The organism is Aquimarina sp. MMG016, assembly GCF_018100805.1.
In the GTDB taxonomy this organism is placed as follows: Bacteria; Bacteroidota; Bacteroidia; order Flavobacteriales; family Flavobacteriaceae; genus Aquimarina.
This window is the reverse complement of sequence record NZ_JAGJEA010000011.1, coordinates 71352-86235: the sequence shown is the minus strand read 5'-3', so window position 1 is coordinate 86235 and position 14884 is coordinate 71352. Positions and strand designations below refer to the sequence as shown.

The window sequence follows — 14884 nt, the reverse complement described above, 5'->3', positions numbered from 1 at the left end:
AAAATCGGGTAATCTGTATTATCAAATTGTTATTAGCATTCCGGTGTAAGTACTTAGAGCCTGAAAACAATTAAAATATAATTATGAAAATCAATTTTAGAAGTATACTGCTTGCCACAGTATTTATTTTTGGGACTTCTTTTATGAGTCAAGCTCAAAAAAAAGAAAATATTAAACACGTAGAACCTCCATTTTGGTGGGTGGGAATGAAAAATTCTAATCTGCAACTACTTATTCACGGAGACAACATCGCTAAGTATGATGCATCTATTGATTACCCCGGAGTTCAATTAAAAACTAGTAACAAAGTAGAAAACCCGAATTACTTATTTCTAGATATATCTATTTCTGAAACTGCCAATCCAGGTAATCTAAAAATTAGGTTCAAGAATGGAAAGACAACTTTTGATCATACTTATACCCTGAAATCAAGAGAAAACAGTGGTAGAAATGGTCAATTGGTTACACCATCTGATGTTATGTATTTAATCACACCGGATCGTTTTGCTAATGGAGATGTCACTAATGATTCTACTGATGATACTATCGAAAAAGAAAACCGTAAAGATATGAACGGAAGACATGGGGGAGATCTAAAAGGTATTCTGGATCATTTTGAATATATAGAAGAATTAGGTGTTACTACTTTGTGGTTAAATCCCTTTTTAGAAAATGACCAGCCTGCCTATTCTTATCACGGTTATGGAATTTCAGATTTTTATAAAACAGATTCGCGTTTTGGCAATAATGATGATTTTATTACTCTAGTAAATAAATCACATCAAAAAGGAATGAAAGTAATTATGGATCAGGTATTTAATCACTGTGGAGCTGGACATTGGTGGATGAACGATCTTCCATCAAAAGACTGGTTAAATCAATGGGACACCTTTACTCGTAGTAATTTTACCAACATTGCAGCTGGTGATCCATATGTATCACAGAGTGATTTTAACCTACTAACGAAGGGTTGGTTTGATACCAACCTTCCTGATTTAAATCTTGAAAACAAATTACTACAAACCTATATGATTCAAAATTCTATTTGGTGGGTAGAATATTCAGGAATTGATGGGATACGTATGGACACATACCCATATCCATATAAAGAAGCTATGGCTAATTGGATGCAAGCGCTTACAACAGAGTACCCTAACTTTTATATGGTGGCAGAGACCTGGGCAGAACGAGCATCGTATTTGTCATACTGGAATAACGATAAACAGAATAGAGATGGGTATACACCTTATGTAAATAGTGTGAGCGATTATCCTTTATACTATTCGATGATCAGAGCTTTTGAACCTAACGGTGATATTTCAGAACTATATAAAACTCTTGCTGAAGATTTTGTTTATGGAAATCCAGGAAATAATAAAATCTTTAATGGTAACCACGATGTGGATCGGTTGTTAGCGTTGTTGGACGGAGATGTAGAGAAGTTAAAGTTAAGTATGGTGTTTACCTTAACTACACGTGGAATACCACAAATATATTATGGAGATGAAATCTTGATGAAAAATAAAAGACCTGACGGGAAAGTAAGACAGGATTTTCCTGGTGGATGGAAAGGTGATAAGAGAAACGCGTTTACTAAAGCTGGTCGAACACCAGAAGAGAATTCTACTTTTAACTATATCAAAACTATTCTGAATTGGAGAAAAAATGCTAAATCTATACACGAGGGTAAGCTTACTCATTATCAACCGTTGGATAATGTATATGTATATTTTAGACATACAGATTCCGAAAAAACTATGGTGATTATTAATAATAGCAAAAAAGGTTATAAAGGTTATGATCTAAGACGTTTTAGGGAATCTATAGGGGAGTTTGTCAATGCAAAAGATATATTGACAGGTAAAGATTTTAGGAACTTAAACAAGATTGATTTACCGGGAAATTCAGCTTTAATTTTAGAATTATCTAAATAAATGACTTGGTGGTATGAAAAAAGTATTTAATATTGGAGGTGTATCATACAATTCAATTATTCATTTGGATGAATTTCCAGAACCTGTTCCTACTACAATTCATCACTGTAAATTTAAAGAAGCTGTAGCCAATACTGGTGCCGGAAAAGCAGTTAGTTTATGTAAATTAGATTTTGATGTTACCTTTCACTCTTTGATCGGAAGAGATAGTTATGGAGAAGAAATTATCAATTATCTCGATCAACCGCAACTTAATTTTATATATGATATCGATCCTCAGGGAACAGAACGACATCTTAATATTATGAATCAAAAAGGAGAACGGATTTCTATTTTTATGAATCCTATGTCTGATACTCCTGATATCGATTATGATAAGTTTTCTGATGAGTTGAATTCCTCAGATATCGTAGTGGTCAATATTTCTAATTACTGTAGAAATATTCTTCCTTTATGCAATGAAGTGGGAGTGGAGGTATGGACAGACTTACATGATTATGATGGAACTAGTGGTTATCATCAGGATTTTATAAATGCTTCTGATTATATTTTTTTAAGCTCAGATAATCTTAAGGACTATAAACCATTTATGGAATCAATGATTTTGCAAGGCAAAAAAATAGTTGTTTGTACTCATGGAAAGGATGGTGCTTCAGTGATTACTCCAGACGGCTGGATGGATATACCTATTATCGATAAATATGTAATGAAAGACACTAATGGTGCAGGAGATGCTTTTTTCTCCGGTTTCGTATATGGTCATTCAAAAGAGTATAGTATTAGAAAATGTATGCAATTGGCTACAATTTCTGCGGGTCTGTGCATTCAATCAGATGAGATTGCTAATCATGATTTATCGGCAAAACGTATAGATCAAGAATATCAAAAATATTTTTCTTGATATCGTATTTCAAGTTTTTAGTAAAGTGGATTAGAATAGATTATTCGCCTTCAATTTCTTCAAGGTCTCCTTCGATTTCTTCTAATTCACTTTCTATTTCTTTGAGTTCTTCTATAGCTTCCTCTTTAATCTTCTCTTCTTTTTGTTCGAATTCCTGATCAACAGCAACCTCATCTTTAACCCATAAAGATTTTGTACCACTACCTAGTATTACCAAAACTCCTATCACAACAAATAGTAACGATAACTTTTTAGGCTTTTGTTGTTTTTTAGAAATATAAAAAGCTCCCAAACCTGTTAGTAATGCAATAATACCAGGAAGAATTCCTAATGTGCCAAACGGAAGGATAGTCATTATTAAACCTAATAAAGAAGCTACGGCAGCTAATATTATGAATAGAACTCTCATAGTTGTTTAATTTTTTAATCCTGAAGCATCGGTGAGGGTAAGTAAACCTGTTCCTGCAGGGATACTGAACTTAATCAAAACAGGAACTTTGTTTTTATCAGCAGTCAGATAAATAATATTTTTATTATTTCCTTTAAGGACATTGCTATTGGAGCTTACGGCAATTTTGTAGCATTCCTTTGTACCTATAACTTTATTGGTAATGGTTTCTTTACCCAGTAATTTTAAATATGCAGTCTGAGGTTTTCTGTCAAACAAAATGGTAATCTTTTGATTAGAACCTACCGGAGCTTTGTCAATATCCATATTTCTAATCTGATATAGCGTAGAAACTACATCATATGTATTACTACTCATTTTTAAAGTGGTAGTATTAGGCTCTTTTTTCTTTTGCATAGTAGCTTTAATGGTTTTCTTTTTATAGCTATATACATATTTTTCTTTTTTGATGTAGCCCCCTTCGTTGATATCTCTTTTGTATAGATATGGCTTTAAAGTCTTTGGACTTACATAGGCTTCATAGACATCTCTGATTTTAAAAAATGAATCCCATTTAGAATATGTAGCTGCATTACATTTTAATCGCAGATAATTACTTTTTCCGGTGTTTACTCTTTCGGTTTTCATAATAACCTGTGCAAGATTAGTAAGTAATCCAGACATGTTATACGAAGCGGTATACGTTAGTTTTTCATTCGCTCCGATAGATGTGTTAGTAGAGTTTTGGGCTTTGGCAAAAAAGGTAATACCAAGAAAAAGGTAAATAAATAGGTTTTTCATCATTTGAATAAAAAAATATTGTCAAATATAAAATAAAAAAAAGGGTTAATCCATATGATAACCCTTTTTAATATAAATTATATTTTTTTAGTTTCCTCCTTGAGAAGCTTTTTTCATTCCTTCTTCGATCATATTATAGAATTGATCAAGCTTAGGCAATACTACAATTCGAGTACGTCTGTTTTTTGCACGATTTGCTGAGCTACCATTATCAGTAACAGGAACATAGTAACTACGTCCGGCAGCAGTCATACGCTTAGGATCAACTTTAAAATCATTTTGTAATACACGAACTACAGAAGTTGCTCTTTTTACACTTAGATCCCAGTTATCAAGTAAAACTTTGTTTTTGATAGGCACATTATCGGTATGTCCTTCTACCAAGAATTCAATGTCTGGCTTGTCATTAACTACTTTAGCAACTTTTCCTAACACTTCTCTTGCTCGAGATGATACATTGTAGCTACCACTCTTAAAAAGAAGCTTGTCAGAAATAGAAACATAAACTACACCTTTCTCTACATTAACTTCGATATCATCATCGGCTAGATTACCTAATGCTCCTTTTAAGCTTGTTACTAAAGCTAAGGTTACAGAATCTTTCTTGTTCATAGCATCATTCATCGTTTTGATCTGTAGATCTTTTTCTTTGATGCTTTCTAAAGATTTTTCCAGGTTTTCTGCTTCTTTAGTAGATAAAGTAGCTAAGTTTCCTACATTATTCAGTAAAGCAGAATTTTGATTCTTTAAATTAGAAACCTGATCTCTCAATACTCTTAATTCAGAGTCATTACTTGCTTTATCTTCAAGGCAGCTATTTAACTTTACAGTTGCTGTATTTAGTAAATCTTGAGTTTCTTTCTGTTTCGCTTGGAGATCTGTAAACTTCTTTTGCGATACACAAGAAGATAGTAGTACAGCCATTGAGGCTCCAATAATCATTACTTTTTTCATTAGAAAATGTGTTTTTAGTCTTATTCTGGTTATATAAACTCAAAAATATTAAAAAAGTGACGCATAGATACACCCTTAACATTATTTTAAATTTATCTAACCGGGGTTAATTGATTAAATAGTTTTTTCTTTAGTATATAATACTGCCATACAACGGAAGAAATAACATAATATTTCTTTTTACCACTAGTTTTTTTACGTTTTTTGATAAATTTTGGAAAATTATAATAAAAACTAAAATGTGCTTTTATAATAGCGACAAAATGAGAAAATCTACCTTCGAAAATAAATTTTGCTCCAGCAATTCCATCCAGAATCATTCTTATAATTAATATAAACCAAACCTTATTTCCAGAAACGTTTTTGAGTAATAAGTATAAGCTGTTTCTAAAATTAAGATATGTCTTTTTAGGATTCATGGTATCCAATGTGGCACCTCCTAGATGATAAACAGTTGACTTATCATTATATAAAATCTTGTGACCTTGATTTTGAATTCGCCAACATAAATCAATTTCTTCCTGATGCGCAAAGAAATCTTCATCTAGTTTTCCAACTTCATCAAAAACAGATTTTCTAACAAATAAACATGCTCCACTTGCCCAGAAGATCTCACTAGCATTATTATATTGACCAAGATCTTCTTCTAGCGTATCAAAAATTCGTCCTCTACAATATGGGTATCCTAATTTGTCAATAAAACCACCTGCAGCTCCCGCATACTCAAAGTGCGTTTTCTTTTTGTAATCCAGAATTTTAGGTTGTATTGCTGCAACTTCTTGAGCATTTTGAAAGGTTTCAATAATTGGAGTAAGCCAATTTTCGGTTACTTCAATATCGCTGTTGATCAAACAATATATATCGGCTTCAATTTTTGCCAAAGCATCATTATATCCTTTTGCATATCCACCATTGGTTTGATTCTGAATAATATTGATTTCTGGAAAAGTTTTGGAAACATAAGTAACGGAGTTATCTGTAGAGGCATTATCTGCTAGATATATCTTAGCTTCTTTAGAATGTGTTACAACAGAAGGCAAGAATTCCTCTAATATAGTCTTTCCGTTCCAGTTTAATATGACGACTGCAATGTTCACAAGTGCAAAATAAAAGGTTTAATTCTTAATTAACGGTTGTTCATAAAACTAATTTTATGTTTTAAAAAACGATAAAGGTAGCTTATAGTATGATATAACTACAAACTTTATACTTTCTACTTATAATTTGGAATATCCTTTAAAAAAGAATAACGTTTCTCATCATAATTCATCTGACAATAATAATGGTTCATACCATTAGTGATCATTAAATATTCTGATTGCAGTTCTAGGTTGTATCTGGCAATCTGATCAAAGGTTTCTTGAGTAATCTTTACGGTATTTGATTTACATTCTACAATAAGAAATATACTACCATCGGGGTTAAATATAATTATATCATATCGCTTGTTGGTGTCATTAACTTTGATCAGTTTTTCTACATTAATTAGGCTTTTGGGATACTTTTTTTCTTCGATAAGGTACTGCACTGTATGTTGACGAACCCATTCTTCGGGAGTAAGGATGATAAACTTTTTACGAATTTGGTCAAAAATAGAAACTTTATTTTCGCTACTTTTGAATCTGAATTGATATGCTGGAAAGTTAAGCTTTTGCATAACACAAATGTGATGATTTTTTCTGAATGGACGAAGTAAAACAAATTGTTAATGATATCAAGAATGGTAATATAAAGCCTATCTATTTTCTGATGGGCGAAGAACCATACTATATTGATAAGATTTCAGAATTTATTGATAAAAATGTCCTGGCAGAGGAAGAAAAGGGCTTTAATCAGATGGTGCTGTATGGGAGAGATGTGAGTGTAGAAGATATTGTTTCTAATGCAAAACGATATCCGATGATGGCAGAACGCCAGGTAGTTATTGTTAAAGAGGCGCAGGATCTATCCAGAACGATCGAAAAACTAGTAGATTATGCTGAAAACCCACAGCCTACAACGGTTTTGGTGGTCTGTTATAAGTATAAAAAGCTAGATAAACGAAAGAAACTTCATAAGGTTATTGCCAAAAATGGGATTATTTTTGAAGGAAAGAAGCTTTATGAAAATCAGGTTGCTGATTGGATAAGGAAAGTATTAGCAGGTGCAAAGTATAATATTGAACCCAAAGCTGCGCAAATGTTGGTGGAGTTTTTGGGTACAGATCTGGGTAAAATCAGTAATGAATTAGAAAAGTTAAAACTTATTATTCCTGAAGGGTCACAGATCACTGCTCATCATGTAGAAGAAAATATCGGAATCAGTAAAGACTTTAATAATTTTGAACTTCGTAAGGCAATCGGAATTAGAGATGTAGTCAAAGCACACAGAATTATTAATTATTTTGCTCAGAATCCTAAGGATAACCCCTTGGTGATGACTATTTCTTTATTATACAGTTTTTTCTCACAGGTTTTGCAATACCACGGTTTGTCAGATAAGTCTCAACGTAATGTGGCGAGCGCCCTTAAGGTCAACCCATATTTTGTAAAAGACTATACAGAAGCAGCACATAATTACCCCATGAAAAAGGTAAGTCAAATTATTGCTTTATTGCGTGATGCTGATGTAAAGAGCAAAGGAGTAGGGGCAGCCAATCTTCCACAAAGTGATATCCTAAAAGAGCTTTTAGTAAAAATAATGGGGTGAATCAATAACGATATGGTTTGAGCATACTTAACTCCAAGGGGTGAAGATGCAGTACATCTTAAATGATATAAAGTAGCAGAATTATATTTTTTATTAATAATTGTTTAACATTGGTTTAAGGACATCAACCTTAAATTTAGGGATGCGTGTTTTTAATTTCTTCACCAAGAGCATTTTTCCAATTTTACTGGTTAATTTTATAGGGATTTTAGGGTATAGTATTGTAATCCCCATCCTAATATTTATAGTTACCGATTTAGGAGGTAATGGCTTTATTTATGGAATATTGGGTGCCACATATCCTTTTTTTCAATTTATAGGAGCCCCTATTCTCGGTAGACTTTCTGATCGAATTGGTAGGAAAAAGGTGTTGGTAATTAGTCAAGCGGGAACGTTTCTTGCTTGGGCTTTGTTTTTGGTTGCTTTACTGCTCCCCAAAATCACATTATGGTCATCAAATACTGAATTAACAGGTAATTATATAATGACATTACCATTAGTTTTGCTTTTTGTTGCTCGAATTTTTGACGGATTTACCGGAGGTAATGTCTCAGTCGCAAACGCTTATCTTTCTGATGTTTCTACCGATGAAGATCGCGATAAGAATTTTGGATTGATGGGCGCATCCACTAGTTTAGGGTTTGTACTAGGACCTGCCGTAGCAGGTATTCTAGCCTCAACTTTTTTAGGAGAATCATTACCAATAATGTTAGCCGCTATGATCTCATTGATTGCTATTTTTGTAATTGTGCGTAGATTACCGGAAAGTAACCCTTGTGTTGTAGATACTGGTGGGCTTAATGTAAAATCATTCAGACGTTTTTTTCAGGTAGAACATAAAGATTGTTATACAGATGACCTGACAGCAGAAGAAAATGATAATTCGTTAGTAAAAGTTTTAAGACAAAAAGGCGTTCCATTATTATTTGGGATATACTTTTTGACTTTTTTGGCATTCAGTCTGTTTTATGCAGGGCTTCCGATTTATGCATCTACAATATTGAATTGGTCATCAATAGACCTGGGTATTTTTTTAGCATATTCTAGTGTAATTATGATTGTAGTACAGGGACCTTTATTATCCTATCTTTCTGGTAAGATTTCTAATATTTTTTATATCGCTATAGGTGCTGTTTTTCTATCTACAAGCTTTTATTTATTGTCTTTTTCGGATATCGTTATGTTGTATATAGCGATTACATTACTTTCTCTGGGGAATGGGTTAATGTGGCCCAGTTTTTTATCCTTGTTGTCCAAGACAGGAAATCATCAGATGCAAGGAGCCATACAGGGATACGGAAACAGTATGGGTAGTTTTGCCAGTATCTTTGGACTAGTGTTGGGGGGTATTTTGTTTGAGAGTATTGGTGTCAAAGTATTTATGATCGGATCCGGGATATTTATTTTGATATTTGTATTAATATTTTGGAATTATTTTAAAACACAAAAACCTATATCAAAACCTACTTCTGAAGCACAGGTAGTTTAGAACATATAGCACAGAATAATTTTAGCTTTGCTTACCAAAACTTTAGTCATCCTGCTTAAACGTTTAATTTCGAAAACTAAAATTTTAATCTCCGATGCTTAACGTATAGCTATGCAGACTATGTTTTTGGTTATATAGACGATGTGTTGCGTCTTTTTAACGAAGTGTTTAGCTCCATCGACTAAAACTTTTATTCATCTTTCTTAAAAATATAGTGCTGATTACTAAAAATTTAGCTCTCCAGGCTAAAACTTATGTCTTTGTAGCTAAACAGAACGTCTTTTTGGCCAAACGGAACGTCTTTTTGGCCAAACGGAACGTCTTTTTATCTAAACGGAACGTCTTTTTATCTAAACAGAACGTCTTTTTGACCAAACGGAATGTCTTTTTTGGTCAAAAGGAAGGTTTTTAGTAATGTTGTCTTATTTATACCTTTGGATTAGTAGCATATACGGTAGCTTCAGTAATGAAACCACGATCATCCATCTCTAAAAGACTGGAAATGGTATGTGCAATTTCCTCTCCTCTTAGTTTGGTTTGTTGTTCAGCTTCAGTGTATTGTTTTTTTTCAACATTTTGATCTACACGATTATCTGCAAAGCTGGTCATTACTTCACTAGGATTTACCTGCATTACTCGGATATTATGAGGGCGTAATTCATTTCTCCAGCTTTCTGTCATTCCGCGTAAAGCAAATTTGGTAGCTACATAAGGAGAGGCAGTGGGAGATCCTTTGAGAGAAGAGGTAGAACCGATGTTAATAATATTACCATATTCTTGATCTATAAAATGCTTAGCAGATTCTTTAGCACATAATGTTGCTCCTAGGATATTGGTTTTAAACTGATCAGTAAACCTATCCGCTTCAATATCAATAAGCCTGGAGATATAACCATATCCGGCATTATTTACCAAAGTATTTAGACCTCCCATTTTGTTTTTGGCCTCTTTTACCATTTGTTGCACCTGGAGTTCTTCTGTTACATCTGCTTGTATATAATCAATTCCTAATTCTTGTGCGGTTTGCTGAAGTGTATCTTTGTTTCTTCCGGAGATGACCACCTGAGCTCCTTTTTCTTTTAAAAGTTTGGCAGTAGCTTTACCTATTCCGGAGTTTCCTCCCGTGATGAGTACTTTTGCATCTTTTATATTCATGGATTCTAAAGATTTTAAGTTATAAGATTATGAATTTTTGCGTATTGTAATAGCATTATCGTTTTTCCATCTTTAATTTCCCCTGTATAGATCATATTAAACGCCTTGTCAAAATCTAATTCGATTACTTCTATGTTTTCTTGTTCTTCTGCTAATCCTCCTCCCTGGCTTACTTTCATTTCTTTATCATATTCAGCTACAAAAAAATATACAATTTCTGTTACCGAACCGGGAGACATATAAGATTCAAAAATCTTTTTAACTTTGGATACTTTATACCCTGTTTCCTCTTCTGTTTCTTTTCTTATGCAATCCTGGGCATTATCTTTATCTAATAATCCGGCAAAGGACTCAATTAGCATCCCAGTTGGGTTTCCATTTACATAGGTTGGCAGTCTAAATTGATTAGTAAGTATGACTTTCTTATTCTTAGTATTATATAAAAGTATTGTGGCCCCATTTCCCCGATCATATGCTTCTCTGGAATGGGTTTCCCATTGACCATCTTTTTTTTGATAATTATATGTGACTTTATTTAGGGTATACCAATTATCAGATAATAATTCTGTTTTGAGTATTTTGATTCTATCATTCATACTTTGTTATTATAAAACCTTTTATGTATGATTAATTACCGAAAATCAGTTACAGCTTTCTGCTGTATTGGCAAGTTAATTAATTCAAATGAATTTCTCCTGAGGAAATTCCGTAGCGATTAAGTATATAAGATGTTGTGTCTTGTATTTTATGATTTTATAATTACATAAAGTGATGTAGGATTTAGTTCCTGCATCACTTTATGTACAATATTTTATATTCTAAATTATTTAAAGATAGCATTATACCATTCAATAGCTTGATCAGCAGTTCTGTCTAAAACTTCTGGATCGTCGTAGTATTGTAGGTGACCTGTTTCTCCTTCCCATTGTAATTTTTTCATGGTCGCTGGTACCGCTTCAAATTGTCTTTTAGCCGCATCAGGTAAAAAACTATGATCACTATGAATCATCAAATAGGGCTTATCTAATTTTTGGGCTGCAGTTAATGATTCATAATCAAAAAGCAATGCATCACTCATTTTTGGATAATTATTTACCCATACTCCATTATCAGACCAGCTGTGATACCAATCCCACACAAATTTTCCCGGCATACCAACATCCATTCTGGTTTGATCTACTGCAGGGACATTAATGACTTCTCCTGTTTGCTTAAAGGTATTAAGGGCTACTTTACCAGCTGCAATCCTTTCTTCTAATGCTTCTTCTGTTCCCATCCATTGAATATCACCTTGTCGGTCTCGGTAGTGTCCTGCAACTGTTACTAATCCCTTGAATATGTTATCTTCTGATACTGCTCTTAGCATTTCTGAGCTGCCCTGACATAACGCAAATCCAACAATTTGCTTATCATTAACCATAGCAAGAGAAGCCAGATATCTAGCTGCAGCTTTTGCATCTTCGACTTTAGCAATTGGGTCTTCTAGTTCTCTTGGTGTACCCGCACTCTCTCCGCGATAACGTGGGTCAAAAGCTAATGCTATATAACCTCTTTCTGCAAATCTTTTAGCATATTCGGTTGGCGCTTGTTCTTTTGCATAGGTCATAGGCCCTAATATAGGAATCGCCGGATATTGCTTTCCCTCTTCATAATTAGCAGGTAAATAAAGGTCTCCTACAAGTTCTGAACCGTTACTTTGAAATTTTACTTTTTTCATAATGTATTTTTTAGGTGTTTAATTTTTAATGGCTAATTGTGACAATGCTATATTTCCTGATTGATATTTAAAATTGAACCGCATTTCGGTAATTAACCATTTTTCTTCTTTCTTTTTTAGGTTAAAATCATAGCTACCGACTACGGTCCATAAATTTTCTTTCTCATTTTCTAAATAGTGAGTAGCTGTACCGTAACAGAATATTTTTGCATTGGTATCATTCTGCTCAATAATAAAATTGCTTACCTGATGGTGGGTGTAATCAAAACCGGGAAGGATACCCTTCCAGCTATCTATAATTTGTTTAGGACTAACTTCATTAGCAGGTGTTCCCGTCATTGAAGAGTAGTCAAGAGTTACTCTGGAAGCAAATGATTGTTCTACTATTTGCCAGTTGTGTTGATCTGCAGCTATAAAAAGCTGGTTGATGAATTCTTGTGTGTTTTTCATATGCTGTGCGTGTAAGGTGATTGTAAAAAGGCTTAACAAGACGATGATTAAATTCTTCATATCATTTATTTTTTTGTTGATACAAAGATGCGCACAAAGACAGCACAGCTTATTTATGAAAACAAACTAAAAAGTATGAATTTCAAATATGAGCAGACTTCCTGTATCTGCCGGGAGTGTTTTGGGTATGTTTTTTAAAAAAATTGTTGAAGTTATTTGGTGAGTCAAACTGTAATTGGTAAGCTATTTCTTTGATGCTTAAATTGGTCTGAGTCAGGTATGACTTTGCTAGATGTAAGAGGTGTTTGTGAATATATTGTAACGCGGTTATACCTAAATTGTTCTTTACGATAGCATTTAGATGATTAGGATGTACGTTTAAGATATCGGCATAAAAGCTAGGTGAGTGCAAGTTTTTAGAATAATCCCATTCATTATCTTCTCGAAAATGAACCTCTATTAATTCCTGATAACGACTTAATAATTTTAAATCTGCAGTTTTGATGATTTGATTGGCAGTTTCTTTAGATACTTCCTGGTCAAAGTATCTTTTTACATGATTTAAAAGAAGAAGAACATAGGTAGTGATGAAATCAAATTTATCAGCCTTGTCACTATGGTATTCATGATTTATTTTTTCATAGATGTTCAATAATGTTTTCGTCTCTTGTTCATCAACCTGAAAAGGAATTGCCTTATCAATCTTTAAGAAAGGAAATATTTCTAAAAAGTCTTTAAAATGATGAGATTGAGCAATAAAGTCGCGAGTCATTAAAATATAATAACCTTCCCAATTGGGAGCAATATCCCAGGATAAAATCTGAAAAGGTGAATTAAAAAAAACAACAGAGCCATTAGGAAATTCTGAATAATGACTGGCTAGGGCTTTACCTTCTCCATTTATTTTTAATGCAATTGCATAAAAGGCATGTCTGAAGGCTGGCATTTTATGAACCACTGTAGGCATATTCTCTTGGAAACTTCTGACAACAAAATGCTCGTGTTTAGCAAGCGGTATTCCCGTTGCCTCTGAGTATTCTTTTAATGTTTTGAAGTTTTTCATTTGGTTCTTATACTATACGAAGCGGTAAGTGTAAAATATGTTTTGATATATTTTTACATCTTACTATGTGTTGCTTTTAACTCAGTTATCGCTTTTTTAAACCTTGTATTTAATCCTTTTTCCAAAACGAGTAAGTCTGATGTCATTAATTTAATTACTCCTATAAAATCAACGACTTTTGTTGATGAATTTGTTTCTAACGCTTTGTGTAATACAGATGTGCCAAAATCGATATATGTTTCTTGATATGTATACACATTTGATATTTTTTGAATTAATTCAATATCGAATTCTTTCATAATTCCACTAATTTTAGCTCCCTCAAAACCAGTCTTTTGTAGCCTGGCAAATAGAAACCCATTCCATCCTTTTATTTTATGGTGATTAAACTTATTGGTTATTGTAAAACTTGAAAACTTATCTTTTTCACTTAAATTGATTGATATACTATCAATTTGGATTTTAATGGCTTCATGATAATTGATATGTTTTTCAAGTAATTGTTGGTTAGATTCTAATTCATTAACAATTATACTTAAAGATTTTTTCTTTTCTGATTTTATTTTACTGGCCTCATTTATGTTGCTAAAATAAACTCCCAAAAACACACCAAATGCGACAATAATTATTTCTATAAGATATTTAAAAATGTTTTTTGTGGTTTTATTCATTCTGAATTATAGTTAGTTTTCTCAAAAATAGTCCTAATTTTCATTCTTTTTTATTGACGTCAACAAAAGAATATGATGAGTTCCGGATCTTTTGTTAGCTCTAAATGTAAATTTCTATGAAAGTGGTAGGTATGAGAAATCCTTTACTTCGGTCATAACAAAAGAACTTTGCACTTTAGAAATATTTTCTAATGATGCCAATTTATTTGAAAGAAAATCCTGATATTGCTCCATATCTACAGCATAGATTTTAATGAGGTAATCAAACATTCCAGCTACATGGTAACATTCTACCACTTCAGGAAACTGCTGAATATCCTTTTCGAATTTTTTGATAAAATCTTTTTGATGCTGATTTAATGTGATATTGCAGAAGGCCATTAATTGAAGCCCAACTTTTTTACGATCTAGAATTGCTTTATAAGATTTTATATATCCTTCTTTTTCCAATTTTTTCACACGTTCAAAAATTGGAGTAGTAGTTAGGTTTAACCGCTCTGCGATCTCTTTGATAGTGATTTTACCATTTTTTTGTAATAGAAGTAGTATTGATCGATCAGTTTTATCCATAATATTTTTCTGTTTGAATATTATCTACATATCAAAAATAGAATTTAATTCTTTATATATCTATAAATTTTATTTTTTATGCTGAATTTATGCAGTATTATGG

At 32.7% G+C, this 14884-nt stretch carries 16 protein-coding genes; 4 read left to right on the top strand and 12 right to left on the bottom strand.

Annotated features, from left to right (window positions below):
- Positions 1-83 precede the first annotated feature (83 nt).
- Together J8M14_RS17905 and J8M14_RS17900 are read left to right on the top strand one after the other, a co-directional pair.
- Positions 84-1934 carry a glycoside hydrolase family 13 protein gene (locus tag J8M14_RS17905; RefSeq protein WP_211076195.1) on the top strand — a complete coding sequence of 617 codons (1851 nt, stop codon included), beginning with the start codon at positions 84-86 and terminating at the stop codon, positions 1932-1934.
- A gap of 13 nt (positions 1935-1947) precedes the next feature.
- Positions 1948-2835 carry a carbohydrate kinase family protein gene (locus J8M14_RS17900; RefSeq protein ID WP_211076194.1) on the top strand — a complete coding sequence of 296 codons (888 nt, stop codon included), beginning with the start codon at positions 1948-1950 and terminating at the stop codon, positions 2833-2835.
- A gap of 40 nt (positions 2836-2875) precedes the next feature.
- On the opposite strand, the gene J8M14_RS17895 is transcribed toward J8M14_RS17900, so the two are convergent.
- The 5 genes from J8M14_RS17895 to J8M14_RS17875 form a co-directional block, all read right to left on the bottom strand.
- Positions 2876-3244: a hypothetical protein gene (locus J8M14_RS17895; RefSeq protein ID WP_211076193.1), complete on the bottom strand. Its 369-nt coding sequence runs from the start codon at positions 3242-3244 to the stop codon at positions 2876-2878.
- Between the two features lie 6 nt (positions 3245-3250).
- Positions 3251-4024 carry a DUF3108 domain-containing protein gene (locus tag J8M14_RS17890; RefSeq protein WP_211076192.1) on the bottom strand — a complete coding sequence of 258 codons (774 nt, stop codon included), beginning with the start codon at positions 4022-4024 and terminating at the stop codon, positions 3251-3253.
- 87 nt (positions 4025-4111) lie between these two features.
- The gene (locus J8M14_RS17885; protein ID WP_211076191.1) at positions 4112-4978 is read right to left on the bottom strand and encodes an OmpA family protein; all 867 of its coding nucleotides are present in this window, start codon (positions 4976-4978) and stop codon (positions 4112-4114) included.
- 92 nt (positions 4979-5070) lie between these two features.
- Positions 5071-6075, bottom strand: coding sequence for a glycosyltransferase family 2 protein (locus tag J8M14_RS17880; protein WP_211076190.1), 1005 nt, complete (start codon positions 6073-6075; stop codon positions 5071-5073).
- Between the two features lie 116 nt (positions 6076-6191).
- Positions 6192-6635: a type I restriction enzyme HsdR N-terminal domain-containing protein gene (locus J8M14_RS17875; protein WP_211076189.1), complete on the bottom strand. Its 444-nt coding sequence runs from the start codon at positions 6633-6635 to the stop codon at positions 6192-6194.
- A gap of 26 nt (positions 6636-6661) precedes the next feature.
- Here J8M14_RS17875 and holA point away from each other — a divergent pair, with 26 nt between their 5' ends.
- Both holA and J8M14_RS17865 read left to right on the top strand, forming a co-directional pair.
- Complete coding sequence (gene holA / locus J8M14_RS17870; protein ID WP_211076188.1) at positions 6662-7666, top strand: DNA polymerase III subunit delta; 1005 nt, start codon at positions 6662-6664, stop codon at positions 7664-7666.
- Between the two features lie 142 nt (positions 7667-7808).
- Positions 7809-9155: an MFS transporter gene (locus tag J8M14_RS17865; protein WP_211076187.1), complete on the top strand. Its 1347-nt coding sequence runs from the start codon at positions 7809-7811 to the stop codon at positions 9153-9155.
- 426 nt (positions 9156-9581) lie between these two features.
- Here J8M14_RS17865 and J8M14_RS17860 read toward each other — a convergent pair whose 3' ends face one another.
- The 7 genes from J8M14_RS17860 to J8M14_RS17830 form a co-directional block, all read right to left on the bottom strand.
- A complete protein-coding gene (locus tag J8M14_RS17860) occupies positions 9582-10310 on the bottom strand; it encodes an SDR family oxidoreductase (RefSeq protein ID WP_211076186.1) in 729 nt (242 codons plus the stop codon).
- Positions 10311-10324: 14 nt separating this feature from the next.
- Positions 10325-10906 (bottom strand): GDP-mannose pyrophosphatase NudK, encoded by a 582-nt coding sequence (gene nudK / locus J8M14_RS17855; protein WP_211076185.1) that lies wholly within the window; start codon positions 10904-10906, stop codon positions 10325-10327.
- A 227-nt stretch (positions 10907-11133) separates the two neighbouring features.
- The gene (locus J8M14_RS17850) at positions 11134-12027 is read right to left on the bottom strand and encodes an alpha/beta hydrolase (protein ID WP_211076184.1); all 894 of its coding nucleotides are present in this window, start codon (positions 12025-12027) and stop codon (positions 11134-11136) included.
- A gap of 18 nt (positions 12028-12045) precedes the next feature.
- Entirely contained in the window at positions 12046-12537 is a 492-nt protein-coding gene (locus J8M14_RS17845; RefSeq protein WP_211076183.1) for a nuclear transport factor 2 family protein, read from the bottom strand.
- A gap of 82 nt (positions 12538-12619) precedes the next feature.
- The gene (locus tag J8M14_RS17840; protein ID WP_211076182.1) at positions 12620-13540 is read right to left on the bottom strand and encodes a helix-turn-helix domain-containing protein; all 921 of its coding nucleotides are present in this window, start codon (positions 13538-13540) and stop codon (positions 12620-12622) included.
- 53 nt (positions 13541-13593) lie between these two features.
- Entirely contained in the window at positions 13594-14211 is a 618-nt protein-coding gene (locus J8M14_RS17835) for a hypothetical protein (protein ID WP_211076181.1), read from the bottom strand.
- Positions 14212-14325: 114 nt separating this feature from the next.
- On the bottom strand, positions 14326-14781 hold the full coding sequence (locus J8M14_RS17830; RefSeq protein ID WP_211076180.1) for an Lrp/AsnC family transcriptional regulator: 456 nt from the start codon (positions 14779-14781) through the stop codon (positions 14326-14328).
- Positions 14782-14884 lie beyond the last annotated feature (103 nt).